The 21,863-nt window shown below is 32.3% G+C and carries 15 protein-coding genes and 3 tRNA genes; all 18 read right to left on the bottom strand.

The features are described 5' to 3' along the window. Window positions 1-14 precede the first annotated feature (14 nt). The gene (locus tag ABG79_RS08525; RefSeq protein ID WP_057979050.1) at window positions 15-839 is read right to left on the bottom strand and encodes a carbohydrate ABC transporter permease; all 825 of its coding nucleotides are present in this window, start codon (window positions 837-839) and stop codon (window positions 15-17) included. Then, a complete protein-coding gene (locus tag ABG79_RS08520; RefSeq protein ID WP_057979080.1) occupies window positions 839-1,675 on the bottom strand; it encodes a carbohydrate ABC transporter permease in 837 nt (278 codons plus the stop codon). The genes ABG79_RS08525 and ABG79_RS08520 overlap by 1 nt, the downstream gene beginning before the upstream one ends. Window positions 1,676-1,823: 148 nt before the next feature. Next, on the bottom strand, window positions 1,824-3,071 hold the full coding sequence (locus ABG79_RS08515; RefSeq protein ID WP_057979049.1) for an ABC transporter substrate-binding protein: 1,248 nt from the start codon (window positions 3,069-3,071) through the stop codon (window positions 1,824-1,826). A 177-nt stretch (window positions 3,072-3,248) separates the two neighbouring features. Next, window positions 3,249-4,310, bottom strand: coding sequence for a LacI family DNA-binding transcriptional regulator (locus tag ABG79_RS08510; protein WP_057979048.1), 1,062 nt, complete (start codon window positions 4,308-4,310; stop codon window positions 3,249-3,251). A 156-nt stretch (window positions 4,311-4,466) separates the two neighbouring features. Then, entirely contained in the window at window positions 4,467-7,052 is a 2,586-nt protein-coding gene (adhE, locus tag ABG79_RS08505) for a bifunctional acetaldehyde-CoA/alcohol dehydrogenase (protein ID WP_057979047.1), read from the bottom strand. Between the two features lie 302 nt (window positions 7,053-7,354). Next, entirely contained in the window at window positions 7,355-8,605 is a 1,251-nt protein-coding gene (locus ABG79_RS08500; protein WP_057979046.1) for an Nramp family divalent metal transporter, read from the bottom strand. A 10-nt stretch (window positions 8,606-8,615) separates the two neighbouring features. Beyond that, window positions 8,616-9,878, bottom strand: coding sequence for a magnesium transporter (locus ABG79_RS08495; protein ID WP_057979045.1), 1,263 nt, complete (start codon window positions 9,876-9,878; stop codon window positions 8,616-8,618). Window positions 9,879-10,037: 159 nt separating this feature from the next. Continuing rightward, entirely contained in the window at window positions 10,038-11,120 is a 1,083-nt protein-coding gene (locus ABG79_RS08490; RefSeq protein WP_057979044.1) for a Fic family protein, read from the bottom strand. 222 nt (window positions 11,121-11,342) lie between these two features. After that, window positions 11,343-13,793: an Ig-like domain-containing protein gene (locus ABG79_RS08485; protein ID WP_057979043.1), complete on the bottom strand. Its 2,451-nt coding sequence runs from the start codon at window positions 13,791-13,793 to the stop codon at window positions 11,343-11,345. A 50-nt stretch (window positions 13,794-13,843) separates the two neighbouring features. Next, on the bottom strand, window positions 13,844-15,640 hold the full coding sequence (locus ABG79_RS08480) for a GmrSD restriction endonuclease domain-containing protein (protein WP_057979042.1): 1,797 nt from the start codon (window positions 15,638-15,640) through the stop codon (window positions 13,844-13,846). A gap of 218 nt (window positions 15,641-15,858) precedes the next feature. Beyond that, window positions 15,859-16,623, bottom strand: a complete 765-nt coding sequence (locus tag ABG79_RS08475) for a MerR family transcriptional regulator (RefSeq protein ID WP_083490385.1) — start codon at window positions 16,621-16,623, stop codon at window positions 15,859-15,861. A 293-nt stretch (window positions 16,624-16,916) separates the two neighbouring features. Next, entirely contained in the window at window positions 16,917-17,603 is a 687-nt protein-coding gene (locus ABG79_RS08470; RefSeq protein ID WP_057979041.1) for a DarT1-associated NADAR antitoxin family protein, read from the bottom strand. A 6-nt stretch (window positions 17,604-17,609) separates the two neighbouring features. Next, window positions 17,610-18,764, bottom strand: a complete 1,155-nt coding sequence (locus tag ABG79_RS08465) for a DarT ssDNA thymidine ADP-ribosyltransferase family protein (RefSeq protein WP_057979040.1) — start codon at window positions 18,762-18,764, stop codon at window positions 17,610-17,612. A 1,001-nt stretch (window positions 18,765-19,765) separates the two neighbouring features. Beyond that, window positions 19,766-19,841 (bottom strand) — tRNA-Arg (locus ABG79_RS08455). A 48-nt stretch (window positions 19,842-19,889) separates the two neighbouring features. Continuing rightward, window positions 19,890-19,981 (bottom strand) — tRNA-Ser (locus tag ABG79_RS08450). 23 nt (window positions 19,982-20,004) lie between these two features. After that, window positions 20,005-20,095, bottom strand: a tRNA-Ser gene (locus ABG79_RS08445). Window positions 20,096-20,323: 228 nt separating this feature from the next. Next, window positions 20,324-20,770 carry a cupin domain-containing protein gene (locus tag ABG79_RS08440; protein ID WP_057979038.1) on the bottom strand — a complete coding sequence of 149 codons (447 nt, stop codon included), beginning with the start codon at window positions 20,768-20,770 and terminating at the stop codon, window positions 20,324-20,326. A gap of 10 nt (window positions 20,771-20,780) precedes the next feature. Then, window positions 20,781-21,863 (bottom strand): ethanolamine utilization protein EutH, encoded by a 1,083-nt coding sequence (gene eutH / locus ABG79_RS08435; RefSeq protein ID WP_057979037.1) that lies wholly within the window; start codon window positions 21,861-21,863, stop codon window positions 20,781-20,783.

The raw sequence follows: 21,863 nt of genomic DNA, 5'->3' as shown, positions 1-21,863 counted from the left end.
TAACCTCCCGAAATCTATTGCTTAACAGCTCCTTGTGTTACACCGTTTATTATCCATTTTTGAGCAAATATATAAACAACAATCATTGGTGATAATGCCATCAAATACGATGCAAATGCCAAGTTATAGTTTGTTCCAAATTCTGATTGAAATACATATTGTGCTAGAGGCAGGGTTATATGCGATGGGTCGTTTAATATTATAAGTGGCAGCATAAAGTCATTCCAAGCCCAGAGACAGGTTAAGATCGCAACTGTTGCATTTATTGGAGACATGAGAGGAAAGATTATTTTCCAAAACGTTGTCCATGTTCCACATCCATCAACAATCGCAGCTTCCTCAAGAGCCCTTGGTATTGACCGTATATATCCAACATAAATAAATATATTAAAAGCAATACCATAAACTACATAAAGAAATGCTAAACCATTAGGATTGTTCATTCCTAAATCTGATGTTTGTTTAACTATTGGAAGCATAATAATTGGGAAAGGAACAAATAAAGCACTAACAAAATAATAATATAAAAACTTAAAAAATTTGCTTTTATTCATATTTCTTGCGATTACATATGCAACCATTGAATTTGTTATTATTGTAAAAGCAACTGATATTAATGTAATATATGCACTATTTTTAAATGCATGAAAAAAATTCGTTGCTTTTATTGCCTTAGTAAAATTCTCAAAGTGTAATCCAATAGGAAAGGAAAGTACAGAATCAGCAAGCTCCTTTGGTGTCTTTAGTGCAATTGATATCGCTAAATATAATGGTAACAAAATAACAAGGGAACCAAGTGCAATTAAAATTGTAACAATCCAGTTAGTCTTTTTATTCATTACATATCCATCTCCCGTTTTTGTAAAAATTTAATTTGAAATACTGAAATAATAATTATAAACATAAAATAGATAACTGAGTTGGCTGATTGGTATGCGAACTCTCCTCCTGCAAATCCTGAACGATAAATCAATAAAGATATTGATTCGGTTGCACGGCCAGGGCCTCCGCTTGTTAATGACATTACATGGTCGAATACCATTAAGAAATTTTTCATTGCAAGAACCATGTTAATAGTAAAGAAGGGTGCTATTACTGGAAAAGTAACATTCCAAAATTCTTGAAATTTATTAGCACCGTCAAGGCTTGCAGCCTCGTAAAGCTCTTCAGGCACTGTTTGAAGTCCTGAAAGATATAAAATCGTATTAAGCGCACTAGCCTGCCATACTGCGACAATGACTACTCCAATCCAAGCGAATTTTTGATTTCCAAGTATATTTGATTTTAATAGTTCTATACCTAATTTTGTTCCTAGGGCTGGAATTACATAAGCAAAGATGTAGTTAAATATAAAACCAACGATAAGAATGCTTAATACATTTGGAAGAAAATACACTGCCCTAAAAAAATTTTTAAATTTAATTTTTGTGTTAAGACCCATTGCAAGTAGAAGACTGATAATATTAACAAGAATAGTTGAAACCAATGCAAATTTAAATGTAAATATATACGAATTCCATACGTTTTTATCCCCTATAAGATTTAAATAATTTCTCAAACCAACGAACTTGTAATCCAGGCTAAGTCCATCCCAATTTGTAAAGGAATAATATATACCCTTTAATACTGGAAATGTATGAAAGGCGGCAAACAAGACTACAGCTGGTATAGTCATTAAATATATTGCAATATCTATTTTTCTTTTATGGTGCTTTTTTTGTAAAATTGTGTTCTCTTTTAACGATGTAATACTTTTCTGATTCATAGAATGCCTCCTTATTTAAAAGAAATCGAGCTAATGCTCGATCTCCTTTAAAGCATAATCATTTGCGGGTTTGAGCTTTATCCCATTCATTATCAAGTGTTGTCAAGAATGCGTCTACATTCTTATCAAGCACAAGCTGTTGAAGCTGTCTATCAAGTGCCATTGAATTTGGAACATAATGGTCTGGGAAATCTACTATTAATCCATTGTTGAAACTATCCTTCAACCCCTCAAGATCTTTGTCTTCCTTTACAACCCCTTGAATAGCTGAAAATGCGTTTTGTTCTGAAAGATATTCCTTAGCTATATCTTCTCTAAGTAGGAAATTAACAAATTTTCTTGCTGCTTCAGGGTTTTTTGATGTTTTTGAAATCGCAAAAAGCAAATCAACCCCTGAAACCACTTTATTCTTAGATGGATCATTAGTTACAGGATATGGGAAAACACCAAGTTCAATATCTGGGTTTGCCTTTTTAATTTCAGGAATAGCCCATATTCCTTGAAGATACATTACCGACTCACCTTTTGCAAACGCTATATTTCCATCTACATATCCTTTTCCAAAATTATCATTATGTCCATATTCAACTAATTTTAAGAATTTATCAGCAGCTTCCTTATAACGTTCTTTAAATGTTGTTTTTCCTTCTCTTCTTTCAGCAAAGAAACTATCCCCCTGTGTATCAGCTGCAAGAACATTAAATGCTGGTAGGGTTGTCCATGAATCTTTAAATGTGAAATAAAAAGGTATTTTACCTGCCTTCTTTGTTTTTTCTGCAACAGCTATAAACTCGTCCCATGTTTTTGGAACAGTAAGTCCAAGTTCATTAAATAATTTTTTATTGTATATTACCGCATTTGCATTAACCGCATATGGAATTGCATAGACTTTATCTAAACCGCTTATATCCTTAAGCATTTGAACATATTGTGGATGTATTTTTTGTAGTTCCTGAGAATCTGTTAAATCTTCAAAGGCACCTGCCTTTGCAAGATCTGCATAAGTTACATCTCCACCTACAGATACAATATCTGGGACATCCCTTTTTGCCATTCGTGTTCTAAGAACAGTTGAAGCTTCTGGTGGATTTGATTGAACTACATCAATATCAGGATTTTCCTGTTCAAATTTTTGAATGAGCTTTTCAAAAGTTTCTTTTGCTTCTTGCTTGTATTGAAAAAATTCTATTTTAACCTTTTCACCTGTTCCTTGTGAAGATGTTTCTGTAGCATTCTTTTTTGTGCATCCATTAAAAATGGATACAACGAAAATTAATGTAATAATTAAGGACATTATCTTTTTCATACATAATCCTCCTAATTAACATCTTGCGAACTAATTGATTTTGGTATAAAATTACTTAAGCACAATTTTTATAATTTTTTATTATTTTTGCCTTTTTAAAGGCATTTTTTTTATATCTTTCATAAACCACCCCCATTAATTTTGTTTATAGCTAAGCATCAATAAAGATGCCTAATTTTAACTATAGAAAATATAGCCAGAATAATCACTGTCATTACCACCGCAACTTTTTCTTATAATAAGTTTTGTAGGCACAACTACTTGAATGGGAATTTCTCTACCCCTTGCTCTTTCTAGTAACAATTTAACGGCAGCTTTTCCCATCTCTTCAGTATATGTCTTTACAGTCGTCAAAGGAGGATTTAAATAAGCCGCAGATTCAATATCATCAAAGCTTATAATAGCTACATCGTCTGGAACATTGATATTTGCCTCATGGAGTGCATGTAATGCACCTGTGCTCATAGGATCGCTTGCAATTATAAAAGCACTTGGTAAACTTCCATTTTCTATTGCTCCTTTCATTGCTTTATAACCACCAGAAGGATTCCAATCCCCAATATAAATATTTCTTTCACTATATAGCCCTAATTCCTTCATCTTTTTCCTGTAGACTTGCAATCGAACATCTTCAATTTCTATAACCTCATTTGAAGTAATTCTTTTAACTGTTTTCCTTCCACCTATATAACCAATCTCTTTATGTCCCATACTAACAAGATAATCTATTACATTTTCTGTTGCCTTCTCAAAGCTCGAAATAACAGAATCATATTCATCTATTTCATATGCATGGTCAACAAATACAACGTTTCTGTTATTATATAAATTTTTGAAATCTTTTGCTTCAATGCCTCCTACAACAATCAATCCATCAAATTCATTCAAGTCAAAATTAAATTTATTTCCGTCGAGTCTAACAATACTCGAAATATTAATAAACTTTTCACTGCATTCCTTTTCAATTCCCTGCCTTATTGACAAAAAATAAGGGTCGTTTGCTTCATCTTGCTCTGAATAAGCCAGTAAAATGCCTATATTCAATGCATTTTCAACTTTATCATCTTGCTTTTTTACATCTCTTTTTCTAAGAGGTTTATATCCTAATTCATCTACTATTTTTAATATTTTTTCTCTTGTTTCATCTGATACCGAGAGAGTTTTATCGTTGTTTAAAATTCTTGATACTGTTGCTATAGATACATTTGCCTTACGTGCTATATCTCTAATAGTTATCATATCATCACCATTTTCTATTTTATTTTACTAAAATAAGCTCGTTGTTTAACTTTATTTTAGTTAACTTAAGTAAATTATATCAGGAACATTAACTAAAAATCAATACTTTTTTGAAAATTTAATAAATTTAAAAAGGTAGGCTCAAAGCCTACCTTTTTATCTTCCTTCAAAAGCTCTTATATAAAGTTCTTTTATTTCACTTATTAGCGGATATCTTGGGTTAGTTCCTGTGCACTGGTCGTCAAAGGCCTGTTCTGCCATCTCATCTAAAGCTGCATAAAATTTCTTTTCCGAAACTCCAGCTTCCTTAATGGACTTTGGAATATTAACTTTTTCCTTTAATTGTTCTATCGCATTGATTAATAGTTCAACCTTTTCATCCTCATCCTTACCACCAAGTCTTAAATAATCAGCAATCTGTGCATATCTCCACTTAGCATTTGGATACTTATACTGTGGGAATGCAGTCTGCTTTCTTGGATTATCAACTGCATTAAATCTTACAACTTCGCTTATTAAAAGTGCATTTGCAACTCCGTGAGGAATATGGAAGGTTGCACCTAATTTATGCGCCATTGAGTGGCATATTCCAAGGAATGCATTTGCAAAGGCCATACCTGCAATTGTTGAAGCATAGGCAACTTTTTCCCTTGCCTTCTGGTTTGCAGCCCCTTCTGAATAAGCAAGTGGTAGATATTTAAATATAAGCCTTATAGCCTCAAGTGCAAGGCCGTTTGTATATTCAGATGCTAAAACTGAAACATAGGCTTCAATTGCATGTGTAAGTGCATCTATCCCTGATGCGGCAGTAAGTCCCTTTGGCATATTCATCATAAGTTCAGGGTCAACAATCGCCATATCTGGAGTTAATTCATAATCAGCAAGAGGATATTTTACACCAGTTTTTTCGTCAGTTATAACTGCAAAAGGAGTAACTTCTGAACCTGTTCCTGCCGATGTTGGAATAGCAACCATCATAGCCTTTTGTCCAAGTTCTGGGAATTTGTAAATCCTCTTTCTTATATCCATAAATCTTAAAGCTAAATCTTCAAATTTAACTTCAGGATGTTCATACATAACCCACATAATTTTAGCAGCATCCATTGGCGAGCCACCACCAAGGGCAATTATTACATCTGGGTTAAATGATTTCATCAAATCTGCACCCTTTTTAGCAGTAGCTAATGTTGGGTCTGGCTCTACACCAGAAAATACGCTGTATTGTATTCCAACTTCGTCCAACAATTTTGTTACTGCATCAACATATCCTAAATCAAACAACACCTTGTCAGTAACTATGAACGCCCTTTTCTTATTCAAATCCTTTAGCTCACTAAGAGCAGTTGCAAGGCAGCCATATTTAAAGTAAATCTTTTCAGGAACCCTAAACCAAAGCATGTTTTCTCTCCTCTCAGCTACGCTCTTGATATTTAAAAGATGCTTAACACCTACATTTTCTGAAACTGAGTTTCCGCCCCATGAACCGCAGCCAAGAGTTAATGATGGCTCGAGCCTGAAGTTGTATATATCTCCAATAGCACCCTGTGAAGCTGGCATGTTAATAATAACTCTTCCCGTCTTCATAGCTGCACTGAATTTTTCAACTCTGTCCTTGCTCTTTATAGTGTCTGTATATAAAACTGATGTGTGCCCAAATCCGCCGTGCTTTACTAAATCCACTGCCTTATTAAGAGCTTCATCAAAGTTTTCAGCTCTATACATTGCAAGGACTGGTGACAATTTTTCAAATGAGAACGGCTCACTAAGTCCTATATTTTCTACTTCTCCGATTATTATTCTTGTATCTTCTGGAATAGTAATTTCTGCCATTTCAGCAATTTTAAGAGGGCTCTGACCAACTATATTTGCATTAATATGACCATTGACCAATATTATTTTTCTAACCTTATCAACTTCGTCACCCTTTAAAAAGTATGCACCTCTTTCTTCAAACTCCTTTTTAACTTCATCATAAACTTTATCTACTACAACGACAGCTTGTTCTGAAGCACATATAACACCGTTATCAAAGCTCTTTGAGAGGAGTATCGAGTTAACAGCCATTTTAATATGGGCTGTTTCATCTATTATCGCAGGGGTATTACCCGAGCCAACACCAATTGCAGGTTTTCCTGATGAATAAGCAGCCTTAACCATTCCAGGACCACCTGTTGCAAGAATGTAATCGCATTCGCTCATCAAAAGCTGTGATTTTTCAACTGATGGTTCTTCAATCCATCCTATAATATTTTTAGGTGCTCCAGCCTTAACAGCTGCTTCTAAAACAATTCTTGCAGCCTCAACCGTTGATTTTTTGGCACGTGGATGTGGTGAGAAAATAATACCGTTTCTTGTCTTAAGCGCTAATAGTGCCTTAAATATTGTAGTGGAAGTTGGGTTTGTTGTTGGAACAACCGCAGCGATTACACCAATAGGTTCTGCAATCTTCATTATTCCTGCTGCCTCATCCTTTTCAATAACTCCGCAAGTCTTTTCGTCCTTATATTTGTTGTAAATATACTCTGAAGCAAAATGATTCTTAACAACCTTATCCTCAACTATTCCCATTCCTGTTTCTTCAACAGCCATTTTTGCAAGATAGATTCTTGCATCATTAGCAGCCATAGCAGCTGCTCTAAATATTTCATCAACTTTTTCCTGCGAAAAATTTGAGTATTCTTCCTGGGATTTTCTAACTTCATTTATTTTTTGAAGTAAATCTTCATGAATTGTAATTGACATACACAACACCTCTTTGTTAATATTTTAACTATTATGGTCAATAAAAAAGGTTAACCAATACCAATATGATTATGCTTTCATTAGTATTTCGCTAAGAAAGCAGCCATTTTTAAGGAAAAATGCGGCGCCACACCATGCATAATGATTTGCATTGCTTGTTATTTATTTCACAATCTTATTATAAAACATATTCTAAAATAATGCAATACCTTCTGTAAAAATTTTTTATTTTACATAGTATTTATAACGCTTAAAAGAGACATAGAAAAAACCCCATGTCAAAACTTTTCATGGGGTCAATGTCAGACTAATCTTTCAATAAGAGGTGATATGAAAATTATAATGGATAAAGTCACTATAAACGCAACTGTTATCCAAATGATTACATTTTGTGTTTTGCTGTTTGTATATTCCCCCATTACCTCTTTTTTATTGGTCAAAATAACCATAAAAATCAATATAACTGGGGACAACATACCTGCCATCTGCTGAGTTGCAAGCATTATTCCAACAAGGGATAAGTTTGGAATAAGGACTATTACTGCGCTTAATATTATCATACCTGCAAATATTCCATAGAATATGGGAGCTTCTTTGTATTCATTGTCAAGTCCTCTCTCAAATCCAAAGGCCTCGCATATTGCATATGTGGTCGAGAGAGGTATTATTGCAATTGCAAGAGCTGACGCTCCAAATAGACCAAGTCCAAATAGAGCTGAAGCGTAGTTTCCTGCAAGCGGCTTTAGTGCAAGGGCAGCTTGTTCAGCATTTTCTATATGAATGCCATTTTTGTATAAAGTTATTGCAGTTGTTACAATTATAAAGAAGGATACCAAATCACCCCAGACTGCCGACAGATATACGTCTATTTTTTCGTATTTATAATCCTCTATACTAAGCCCCTTATCAACGATGGATGATTGAAGATAAAACTGCATATATGGAGTAATTGTAGTTCCAATCATTCCAATAAAGGTTAATATAAAGCCCTTGTTAAGTTCAATCTGCGGCGTGAACATCTCCTTAAAAACAACATTCCAGTCAGGTTTTGCAATAAAACAGGTTATGATATATGAAAAGAAAACAAAAGTAAATGCTAAAAAGACCTTCTCTGTTTTTGAATAGTTACCTCTTGTAATAATAAACAGGGTAAAAATTGCTACCAAAGGAACAGAAATATATTTTGCAATTCCAAAAAGTTCCATACTTGCTGCAATACCAGCAAAATCTCCTACTAAAACTCCAAAGTTAGCAATAAAAAGGGTTACCATTGCAAAAAAGGTGAGTTTAACTCCAAATTGTTCTCTTATTAAATCCGAAAGCCCTTTTCCTGTCACAACCGCCATCCTCGCGTTCATCTCCTGAATGACAGCAAGGCTGAAGGTTATTAATAGAAGTCCCCAAAGCATTTTATATCCATAGTGAGCTCCAACTGCTGCATAGGTTGCAATACCTCCAGCATCATTTCCTGCGTTAACTGTAATAAGCCCTGGCCCTATTATTCCTAATATAAATATGAGTTCCTTAAATCTTTTGTTCTTTATCTTTCCCATGGCGACCTCCCTATGCTGACCTTTTTAGTATTTTCTTCCATCTGGGAAGCAATACTTCATCAACAATATCATTTAGTATTGCCATTCCAACAAGAACTTTATTTTCATCAACAACGGGAATTGCAAGGAGCTCATATTTAGTAACAAGTTCGGTTAAATCATCAAGTGTATCGCTGTCTTTAACATAAATAACATTGCTCTTCATTATTTCCTTTAATTTAGAATCCCCTGGCGAAACAATAAGGTCTCTTATAGATACAACGCCTAAGAGCCTGCCATCATCATCAACAACATATAAATAATACGCAATTTCGGAGCTTGGCTTTGTTTCCCTTAATTCCTTTATAACCTCATCAACAGTCTTTTCAAAATTAAAAGCTATATAATCAGTGGTCATTATGCTTCCAACCGTATCCTCTTCGTATTCGAGAAGTTCCTTAATCTCTTCGGCATCTTCCTTATCCATTTTTTCAAGTATTTTTTCAACGTGTTCTTCGTCAACATCCTCTAGAATATCTGCAATTTCATCATTTGGCATGTTTTCAAAAATCTCTTTGGCAAGGGCAGCATCTATATTTTCTACAAGGTCTGTCTGGTATTCATCCTCAAACTCCTCAAGAGTATCTGCTGCAAGCCTTGTATCAAATGTCTTGAAAATATCGCTTCTGTATTTAGCATCAAGCTCTTCAAGTATATCTGCAATGTCAGCAGGATGAAGGGATTTAAGTTTCTTATAGGGCATTGAAAGAGTTAATCTATCTATCTGACCCTTTATTGGTTCAACATTGTCCCAAATAATTAGGCTATCACCAAGTCTTCTATTGAATCTTGATAAAATAATTTCTGTAAAATCAAGTATCCCAAGCCTTCTTAATAGGCCTCTGAATCCAATATCAACGGCAACAACCTTATAGCTCGCACCAATTTCTGCAAGCCTTAAATCGTTAACTCTAACAACCCTTCTTCCGTTTATATCAACTATTTGCTTATCTAGTATGTCATTTGAAAGGGAATAATAGTTTTCAACCCTTTTATATTCGAAATAATTATCGACAATAATCTTATACTTGTTTCCCTTTCTGAAAATACTTAAGGACTTAAATGCAATTTCCCTTAAAGCATCCCTATTTTTTATTCTGATTCCTTCAACAGATGGAAGGTGTTCATCGGAAGTTACAATAAGGTCGTTTAGCTTTCCAAGAAAAATATCAGTTGTGTCATAAACAGGAGCACCTAAAACATAACTTACATAACACCCCTTAACTCTTTCCATAATTTGTCCTCCTCCCATATAGGCAGGAGAAGTGCATAAGGTGATATAAATGAATATGCAGTTCCCCTACCATATTTAATTTTCCAATTTGGGCTCAAGTTAATACAACTATGATAAGGCCCACACTCCATCAATATCACCTCCAATTTTTTGTTTTGATTATCTAATAATATCTAATAAATCATAGAAATAATATCTTTTATCTCTTAATGAGTTATCTGCATAAATCATATTTATATCTTCAAGTTTACTTAGATAATGTCTTACAGTTGAATCGCTAAGTCCTGTATTCTTCTTGATAGATTTAACCGTAAAGATTGGTCTGTTAAATATTTCGTCTACAACCTTAATGATATTTGTGCTTCTAACTGTATTTGTAGCCAGTTCAACTTGTTTCTCATATAGACTTTCTACATCTTTAATTAATTTTATATTTTTTTCAGCTTGCTCAGCAGCTGCTTTTAAAAAGAATTTTATCCACTCATTCCAATTATTCTTTGTTCTTGTTTCATTAAGCAATTTATAATATTTATGTTTATCTTTTTCTAAAGTATCACTAATAAAAAAGTTTGGTTGGTATATTTTCCCTTTATAATATAAATACAGTGGAATTAATATTCGTCCTATTCTTCCATTTCCATCTAAGAAGGGATGTATAGTTTCAAATTGTGCATGTATTATTGCTATCTTAATTAATTCATGCATATCATCGTCAGTATTAATATAGTTCTCTAAATTGGACATATATTCATCAACAAGTTGTGGTTCTGGTGGAACAAATGTAGCTCTCTCTATCGAGCAACCTTCTGGCCCTATGAAGTTTTGGATTTTTCTAAATTCACCAGGGCTTCTGTCTTTGCCTCTAACATCTCCACTTAACAAGGTTTTATGAAGCTCTTTGAATAATCTTGTGCTTATTGGCAATGTATTTAACAATTCTCTTCCTTTATTCAAAGCTTCATAATAATTTAATACTTCTCTTACATCTTTACTTTTTATCCTGTCATCAGCTTCTGATTCTAACACTTCATCCAATGTAGTTTGTGTGCCTTCAATTTTAGTTGATTGAAGCGCTTCCTTTATCGTTATCGGTGCAAGTAATAAATCTGGATTCATTTTCGTGTTTTTTAACATAGTTTGATATTCAGTTATTTTTTCAACACTATTAAGTAGTTCCTTCATAAAGTATTTGACTTCTATCAATTCATCTATCGGTAGTTTATGTGGTATGAAAGGTTTCAATCTATCACCTTCTTGTATCAAAAATATAGTTCTTTTTGAGATATCATACTATTATTATATTATATTATCACAAAAAGTGAAACTTTTTTGTGATAAAAAAATCTGCAGCTTGAACTGCAGATTTATAAGTCTAATAATGAAATAAGCATAATAAGACTTTATAAAAGTTATTCTTAGGCTTTGAAACTAAAATAAATATTTACTCAAATATCATGATTATATCTATATTACTGTTACTTTACAGGACGCTTTATATCTCCCATCTATTGATTTAACAGTAATAATTGCTGTTCCCTTATTTAAAGTCGATATATTCCCATTTATATCTACCTTTATAACTTTTGTATTGCTTGATATCCATATTAATTTTTTATTTGTTGCATTGCTTGGTAAAATCGTAGCTAACAGTTTATATCTACTTCCTTTTTTAAGTGTTAATGATGTTTTATTTAATTTTATATTAGTTATTTCAACTGTTTTTTCATTTATTCTCCGATTCTCATTATAATCTTTACCTTCCTGTATCTGATTAGTTGTGTTTGATTTATTCTCCTGAACATTATTTACTGTCACAATAACTTTACACATATCTGTATAGTTTCCATCGACAGTTCTAACAATTATTGTTCCTTCACCTGATTTAAGTGATATAACTTTACCATTCTCATCAACACTCACAACGTCAGGTCTACTACTTTCCCATATAACTCTTTTATCCGAAGAATTATATGGCTTAATTTCATAAGTCAAATTAAAACTTTCTCCAAGTTTGATTGTTCTCTTTGATTCATTCAATTTAATCCCATTAACCCTTATAGGTTCTACTGTCAATTTACAAGTAGCTTTATATCCTCCATCTAAACTCATAGCCTCTATTACAGCATCCCCTATGTCTAATGCTGTTACTTTTCCGTTTTCATCAACTACTGCTACTTTTGTATTACTACTATTCCATTTTACCCTCTTATCAACTGCTGTATCAGGATATATATTTGCAGTTAATTGAAAACTATCTCCAACATTTGTAATTTTTCTGATTTCATTTAAAGTTAAAGCTGTAACATATTTAGTATCCACTTTAATAATTATTGGTTCTTCTCTAACTATTATCGGATTGGATTGTGCCCCATTGGATTCTACTTTTACTTTACATGATGCCTTCTTTATATTTTCACCATCAGTTATTGTTAATGTAATTACTGCTTCTCCTATACCTACCCCAATGACCTGACCACTTAAACCGACAATAGCTACAGCAGGATTATTACTGCTCCATTTATGTGTCCAATGTCTTGCTTGGCTTGGTATAACATCAAAATCTAGTTGAAAATTTTCACCTAATTTAATTGTTTTCTCGTTAAAATTCAATTTGACATCTTCGACTCTTGTAATTTCTTTTACTATTATCTTGCAAGAATCAGTAAAACCTCCATCAACTGTTTTTGCTGAAATAGTTGCAGTCCCTATATTTGCTGCTGTTACATTACCATCACCATCCACTCTTGCTACATTATCATTATCTGATGACCAAATTAATCCATCCTCATCTGCATCAGCTGGTTCAATGTTAGCTATTAGTTTTATAGTTTCACCTTGCTTCATCGTTTTTTCTGTGTAATTCAAAGCTATTCCTGTAACAGTTGCAAAACTTGGAGTGTCTGGATTTGGTGCTTCTAACATTGGAAGATAATTGATTGTATATGGTATACTATAATCATCATTATTATCTTTAATTCTTTTCTCAATTAAATTCACATCTGTAGTATTCCAAAAATTGCTACTTGCATCTATATTGTTGATCCCCCAAAACACAGTATCTTCATCGTAAAAAGAGTTATATTTAACGTTAATTATGGGATTACCCTCAGTTTCAGAAACATCAATAATAGGGTAATAATGCTCAACAACATCAACATTATTACCATTACTAATTGTATAAGAATATTCAATATTATTTATGTTATAAAATAAGTTATTCAAAATATCGATTTGAGAAATAGTATAATTAGTATAAAAACCTAAGTGTCCTGTTTTACTAAACTTATTATAACAAATACTAATTATATTAAAATCTTGAAGCATTACACTTTTTACATTCTTCAACTTATTAAATGAAAACTCTAGATTGCTTTTTCCATTACTATACAAATAAAATCTATTTATATTATAAAAAGCATTGTTTTTAATCTCTAAATCTTTCGAATTAGATATCACAAATTTTTCGATATTTCTAAAATCACAGTTTTCTATACCTTCAACATTGCTTTGTTCTGCTATTAATTCTCCTCCATCCTTTCTTACATACTCTAAGTCAAATCTTGCAGTATTTCCACTAATATGTCCTGTGTTTATTTTTGTATTATTAAAGCTAATCACTTCATCTTCTGTTCCCACTGCAACAAAATTGCCAAAGTTTCTAATGCTATAATCATTTCCCTTAACCTCTACCCCAGGTTCTATTGTTAAAGTTACTCCATTTTTAATTTGGATATCACCTTGTAATATGTATGGTGAATTTTCCTTTGTCCATACTGTATCCGTTGTTATATTGCCACTTACTTGTATTCCTGTTGTTTCAGCTTTTACTTTATAATTTGAAGTTGTAATGGTTAATTGAAATATAAACAAGAAAAGAAGCAAAGTATTAAACATTCTGAATTTAACTTTAAACATAAGTTAATCCCCCACCCATTTACCTTTGTTTAAGACATTATATCCTATAATTATAGGTTATAATAATAATCTTTAATCTTCATAGACATCAAAAATCTTCTTTCTTCTAAAAAATTTTCGTAATCTTTTACAGTATAATCTATTATTTTTTCAGGAATACAGTTCATTCTAAAGTTTTTCTTTAATTCTTTAATATTATCAATTGAACCGTATGTTAATTTCCCTCCATTACATTGTTCGATTACATATTTAAGGTATTCATTTGGAGCTTTAGCACCAATAGCAATATTAATTTCACTTTGCATCAACACATAATTTGCAATTTGATTATATTTTGATTTGTTTAATCCATTTTTATTTAAATACTCTTTTGGAAATATATGATGCACATCTCCTTTATTTGTAATTAAATCTCTAATTAATATATCCTTAGCCAAAAAACCTTTATCATTATTTTTAACTTGTGCAGCCAAATAAACTTTAAAATATGGGCTTGAATCTACTACTTTATCCATACTCCTCGGCAAAGCAATATTCCAGAATGCATCTGATAAATAAGCACTTTCAATTTCTGATAAATATTGATTAATCCCTATTTCATTTATTCTTCTTATATCTATATCAAATTGCGTTTCAGGAGAACTTGAATATCTACCCGTTAGAACAGACATTACATACCACTTCTTAATATATTTAGATATTTCTCCCTGTTTCATTCCTTGATTTATAAGATGGAGATATAAAATATATGCAAAATCTAGTGCATTCTTTGATGTTATCATGGATAAGTCAATAAAGCCTGCAGATAATATAATCATTATGAATTTCTTAAAATTATTTTCATTTACAAACTTTAAAATTCCAGATTTTAACTTGCCGAAAGATTCTTCAACAACAGTCTCTTCATACGTTTTTGTTTCAAAATTTCTACCTGATAAGAGTGCAACTAAATCTTGAAGTCTTCCCCTTTTAAACTCAGAAGTAAAAGCTACCCTTAATACATCTGTATATGTAGGCTTGTAAAGAATATCGTTATAATCTTTAATCCATTTAATTTTATTAAAATATTCTGTTTTAGTAAAATCATTATCATTAGCCTTAATAAAGTTAAATATATCCTGTTCCCTTGATAAATGGCAAAAATAATCTATGCATTTCCTTATTAGATTACCTTCGTAGGTTTCGTTAGATGCTATCTTTGACATTGCAAAATCTGCTTGACTTAATGCGACTCCCTGTGAATTAATTCTTATAAATATTTCAGTTACCGTTTCAATGTCAATATTTGCATTAAGTTCAATGACTCCTATAGGATTATTTAATATACTTTTTAAAGTATTAATACTTTCAAAGATTTGGTCTTCGTCAACATTTTGATTGTTTTTACAATAATCTTTTGTAATCTTGAGTAGGTTTACATCATTAGAAATAATTTTCGAAATGTCATCTATCCAGGCCGCATCTTTTTCAATTGCAGCATTCCTAACCTCAAATTTCTTTTCTTTTGGATTAAATGCAATTTTTATTGGGATTTTTTTATATTCGTTCGTAACCACTTCATTTCCTAACAATGAAGTCATTAATGCTGTAATTCTTTGTTGTCCATCAATTAGAATTTTCTTACCATCTGATTTTCTTCCATCTTTTAATTTTACCGAATGATTGCTCCACACAATTATATATCCAACTGGATATCCATTATATAAACTATCTATTAAGTCTCTAACCTTAGAAGCTTTCCAAACAAAAGGTCTTTGAATTTCTGGAATAGCAATGTCACCCGACTTAGCCCAATTCAAAATGTTGTCAACAGAATAATGATTAACTACATATTTTTGATTCCCCATAAATTCACCCCCAAGATACTATTAATGATTATTAAATCATTTTAATAATTTATTCTATATAAAACATTAATTTCCTTCTAATCTTTGCCAGAATTCAATATAATTTGGAATTTATTTGATTATTTGGCATTTTAGCAGAATCTTTCATTTGTGTCAGAATTGAGTTGCTCAATTGATATTAAAAATCCTGCAACAATTAAGTTACAGGATTGAAAAATTTATTCACTTTGTCTATCGCAATATATTTTTATGGCCTTGCTCATGAATTCAGCAAGCCCCGGTTTTACCTTATCTATATTTTGTGTAAAGCGCTCATCATTTACATAAAGCTCACCTAAGCCTCTAAAAATCTCAATCGTGCAATTGTAGAAACTGTCTGTAATGTGCTGTCTCCACTTTGCAACTGCCCTTTGAACATCCTCATCATCAGGCGACCTATCCATTAAAGATGCGATTTCAAGATAAATCTCAGATGCTCTTGCCATTACTTTAGCCCAATCTTCCTTTGTATATTGTGAAGTCCTTTTCATGCTCTCCTTATACGCATCCGTGTGACCATATTTTTCACGGGTTTCCTCAGCGTATTTTTCCTGATGCCTTTCAATTTCACTCATATCAAAGGCACTAAACATATCCTCTTTATTCATTTCAATTCCCCTTTCAACTGAATTTATTGTATTTTCAACGCACTTAATTATATTGTTTAACCTATCCCTCTTCTTTACAAGAAGTTCCCTATGAAGTTCAAGAGCTCTTTTCCTATCAAAATTAGGATCATTAAGTATTTCCTTAATCTTCTTAAGGTCAAAATCAAGTTCCTTGAAAAATAGAATCTGCTGCAGCTTTTCAAGGTCTTTATGCGAGTAAAGTCTGTAACCGGCCGATGTTACAGTTTCGGGTTTCAAAAGACCAATTTCATCATAATGATGGAGCGTGCGCACACTTATGCCGACCATATCGGCAACTTCCCTAACCTTATACACCTCATCACCTCCATCTTAATGATAAACTATAACGCAACGTTAGAGTCAATGTTTTTTTTTAAAATATTCAAAAATAAAAAATCTATGATTGTCTGATAGCAAATAATCATAGATTTTGGAACAAATACAGTTTTTGTGTGAGATGTTTTCAAGAAACTTATCATGCAAAATTGCTCTTTTAAAGAAAATCCCTTCAATCAGGTCAATGTCATTTCTACAGCACCCCTTGCGAGGCATTGAAAATTCTAAGCTGAGAATATAGAACCTCGCGATAATAAATTTTTTACACTATCTTATAAATTCATAGTCAATTGTTCATTTGTTTCTTTCTTATCAATATAAATCTTCTTAAACTCATCTTTATTATCTATTATTTCCTTTATCTTTCCAATTTTGTTCAAGCCCACAAATATAGCTGCTGCCCTAGCTTGACAATTAAATGATTTTTCATGATTAAATTCAATGTCAGTAAAAGCGTTATATTTTAGTATTTCTTTAGACAAATACTTATTCCTATATAATGCATTAATATATAACCAATCATAAAACATTGTCTTAGGTTCTTTCTCCCATATAACATTATCATAATCAAAATAAATCAACTCTCCAGATTCTCTCAACCTTGGATCTTTTTTAGCATCTTTAGGTGAAACATTAAGCAAGTCTCTATATGGGCCACCTAATTCAAATACTTTTGATGATTGGAATATATTCTCCAATGGATACTCTTTCCCAATCTTTTCATCATATACTTTTAAGTTGAAAGCACTTAATGCTACTCCTAAAGGATTATTTGATTTAGATGAAATCTCAAGAACTTGTAAGGTTGGATCCTTTTTATATATTTTTTCATGCATTGAAATTATTGATTTTTGTTTCTGAGTAATAGAAAATCCATTGTAGTATTTAAACTCAATCTCTAGTTCTTCAAATAGTTTACCTTCAAATGGTTTCGCAACAAAATACAGTCTTATAGCCATATTTAGTCAAAGCTCCTTTTTCCAGAATTCATAATCTTTTCTAGGCTGAAAATACTTTTGATCTATTTTGTAATTGAATTTACTGAGCAAATAAGTATCATATGTTTTTCTGTAATAATCTACATCGTCCTGATTGTTAAAATAAATATAATCAATGTATTTATAATCTATAATTCCACTGATTAATATTTCTGCTTGAGGATCAGTAGTATAATTGTCATCAATTTGCAGGGATCGTCTTTGTATAATTTTCCCATTCTTGGCTGTATAATTGTCGCAAAACATATCTTCAAGTCTTTCTGCTTTTGTATATATTTCTTTTCGTATTTTTGGTATAAGCGCTGCAGCATTTGTGCTGCAAAAATATGCTGTATTGTTTGTAGAAAATAAAATATCTTTACTAATAGCAATAACTACCCATTTAGCACTTGGTTCTTTCAATCTAAAAGCAAAAAACAACTTATAGTTTGGAAATGTTACAGAACAACTTATACAATCAAGCATCTCATCCAACCTATTTCTATCATTTCCAATATAACATATTTCTTTGTCAAACAGGATGCTAATAGGCATTAGTCCATTTTCCAAAATACTGCTTAAATTTTCTATTCTCGTGAAATGAATTAAATGTTTGATTTTTCTTCTTTCTATAATTTCCTTTATTTTTTCTTGTTCCTTTTTATTATCTACTATTAATTTAGATTTATCTGGTTCAAAGATAGAGATTTGTTCAGCAGCTTCATTTCCATTTGCCGATTTTGTTTCCATTTTAATTTTTCCTTTAATGATTTCTAAATTAATGTTATTATTTTTAATATCTTCAAAATTACATAAATCAACCATTGTATTATATATATGTTTATTAAATCTATTCGATTCTATGTATTTTTCCTCTTGTAATTTTGAATTAAATATCTGAGGTTCTTTTTTGAGCTTGTATTCATTTCTACAGAAATCTAAATAATCCTCTGTTCTATCAAATTTCATGTTTTGATGTTTTTTATCTATAAAAATCACTTTGCCAAAATCACGAAGCGGAAACTCTAATATACCCTTTGTTCCAGCATTTACCTTAATCAAATCATTATTTATATCTTCAACTTTTACTTTAGACAAATATTTATGGTATAAAATAGTCCCCACTTGGATAAATTCCTTCATTTCAATCCCCCCAAGCAAGGAAATAATTATAAATAAATTCTATCCAGTGGTCCTCTACCTTAGCAATAGTTAAAAACATTAACTACTCTTATCAACGAACTTTTTCAAGTAATATCATTTTAGCCTGTGCTAGTTAAATAAAGCACAGGCTTTTTCTCTTTCTTACAACAGATAAAAATCCCTTCAATCAGGTCAATGTCATTTCTACCGGTGAAGTAAACATACATCATGCCCTCCTTGATTTGCAAGTGATAATCCCTTCAATCAGGTCAATGTCATTTCTACAAAATAACAAGGATTGGAGGTGAAACAACAGTGAACGAAAGTGATAATCCCTTCAATCAGGTCAATGTCATTTCTACATACCCTGAATTTATGCAGTCAATTGTTGACTGCAAAGGAATCGTGATAATCCCTTCAATCAGGTCAATGTCATTTCTACGGCACCCCTTGCGAGGCATTGAAAATTCTGGGCTGAGAATGTGGTATTTGAAAACCTATTCAAAATCACTTTTTTTAGCTGCTAAATTTATTTTTATACATGCATTGTATACAAATAAAATTGTATCTCTTGCTTTGATTTGACTAGCTTATATGGTCCTACAAAACCCCCCCTACGTATAAAATGAAAATTGGGTTTTTTGATGTTGTTTTCTTTATTTATATATTCTACACGGATTATTGAATTCCTTCTTTAAAATAAGTTTATAGCCAAAAAATTTAGTTGCTTCAAAAAATTGGATTTCCATAATCACATTAACCTCAAGATATTAATACTCGTTGTCCCTTTGCCTAAATACCTTCCGATTTATCCTTTTTTACCTGATTGTATCTCAATTCAAATGAATATTGTTTTGGAATAGCATCTATCATATGTTTAGCTTTTTCCATTTTCATTTAAAACAACTTTAACCAAAACAACCTATAATTTTTTTATGAGCATGATGGGTAATTTTCAAAAAGTTAAAACCCAGGAATACATGCATTTCCTGGGCTTTCTATGGTGCGTCCGGAGGGATTCGAACCCCCGACCAACTGGTTCGTAGCCAGCTACTCTATCCCCTGAGCTACGGACGCAAGTATTAATTTGCGTTACTTAGTGAAAAAGCCGCACTAGTGCGGCTTTGGCGGAGAAGGCGGGATTTGAACCCGCGCGCCGGTTTCCCGACCTACGCCCTTAGCAGGGGCGCCTCTTCGGCCAACTTGAGTACTTCTCCATGGCTTACGTATAAATAAAATATGGCGGAGAGGGTGGGATTCGAACCCACGGTAGAGTCACCCCTACGCCGGTTTTCAAGACCGGTGCCTTAAACCATCTCGACCACCTCTCCGTATCGGACATTTACTATTATATCAGCTGTCCTTTACTCTGTCAACAAATTTTTTAACTTTTTTATATGCTTTTTTCTTCCTCTCTGTTTCCTAACCAGCTTGATGACCACATATGATAGTATACAATGAACAAGGTCTTATTTCAAGAAGTAAATACTTCAAGAATTACCATAGGAAATAACAATAAGTTAACTGAATGTCAGTCAACTTATTGTTATTGAAGTTATTTATTTAGTATTTTGCCAGTCAGCAGGATAAGTGATATATATAAACCTAGCATAATCTGGGCAAGAGAATGTTATTTGACTCCCCATTGGAATAAAAAGAATATCTCCTTTTTTTCCAACTATACTTCTCCCATCTATTACGATTTCCAGAGTTCCTTCTAAAATTACGTCTATTTCGTCATAGCAGAGCGTCCAATCAAAGCTAGAAGAATACATTTCCATTACACCGCAACCAATTCTAGGACTCTCCTCTAATGTAAATACATCCTTAAGAAATACCTTGTCTCCTTTTTTTCCTGTATCAAAAGGTTCACACTTAACAGTTTCGGATTTCACACTCATTATGCCGCTCTTATCAACATTTTTTACAAAATTATTTCTTTCCAAATTCATTTGTTCAATCACAATCTGTTTAATTAACTCTTTCAAGCACTTTTCGTCAAACATAATAACACCTCTAAGCTTTTGATTTCTTAGGTGCGATATACATTGCCAAAATTACTGCTGTTATTCCTGCAACTAACTTGCCGACTATCATTGGGAAAATCATTTCCTTATTAACACCGGCAGTAAAACCTAGATGATCTCCAAATACAAATGCTGCACTAACAGCAAAAGCAACATTAATAATTTTACCTCTTTCATCCATATCCTTCATCAAACCAAACATAGGTATATTATTTGCAAGAGTTGCAACCATACCTGCTGCAGCAACATCATTCATACCTAAAAGCCCTCCAAGTTTCATCAAAGGCTTTTTGAAAACTTTAGTTATAAAATATACCATTGGAAATGCACCGCATAACATAATAGCTATAGCTCCAACTATTTGTATACCATCACTTATAGGAGCCATACCGGGTATTAATACTACACCTGTTAAAGTTTCAAAAATTATTGCAGCAGTTCCAATAGTTATAACTATTACAACACCTTTTCCAAATTTATTAAATCCGTTAATCATCTTGTTAGGAATTTTCCACAATCCAAATGCAATTAGCGCTGATACAATAATAATTGGAATTAGATTTGAGAATATCATTTTGAAACTATATCCGGCTACTAAACCGCCTGCTAGACTTCCCAATGGGATAGTTATCATACCTGCCAGAATACCCGTAGCTAGATATTTATGGTCTTCTTTTTCAATTATTCCAAGTGCTACAGGTATCGTAAAAACTATAGTAGGTCCCATCATAGCTCCTAAAATTAATCCTGCAAATAGACCTGCTTCTTTAGTTAATGCAAGTTCCATTGCCAAAGGGTATCCCCCCATGTCGCATGCAAGTAACGTAGTTGCAAACATTGCTGGATCTGCTCCAAGAGCAGTATAAACTGGAACTATAACAGGTTTAAGAATCTTTGCTAATACTGGTGCTAACGAAACAACCCCAACCATGGCTATTGCTAGTGAACCCATAGCCATAAAACCCTCATCAAACTTTTCTCCTAAGCCAAATTTATTTCCAATAATTTTGTCAAGGGCACCAAGTAGCATAAATCCGACCATTATATAAACGATTATTTCATTAATACTCAT

It is taken from the genome of Caloramator mitchellensis, assembly GCF_001440545.1.
Lineage (GTDB): Bacteria > Bacillota > Clostridia > Clostridiales > Caloramatoraceae > Caloramator > Caloramator mitchellensis.
Note: the sequence above shows the minus strand (reverse complement) of the source record. Positions and strands in the feature narration are given on the sequence as shown.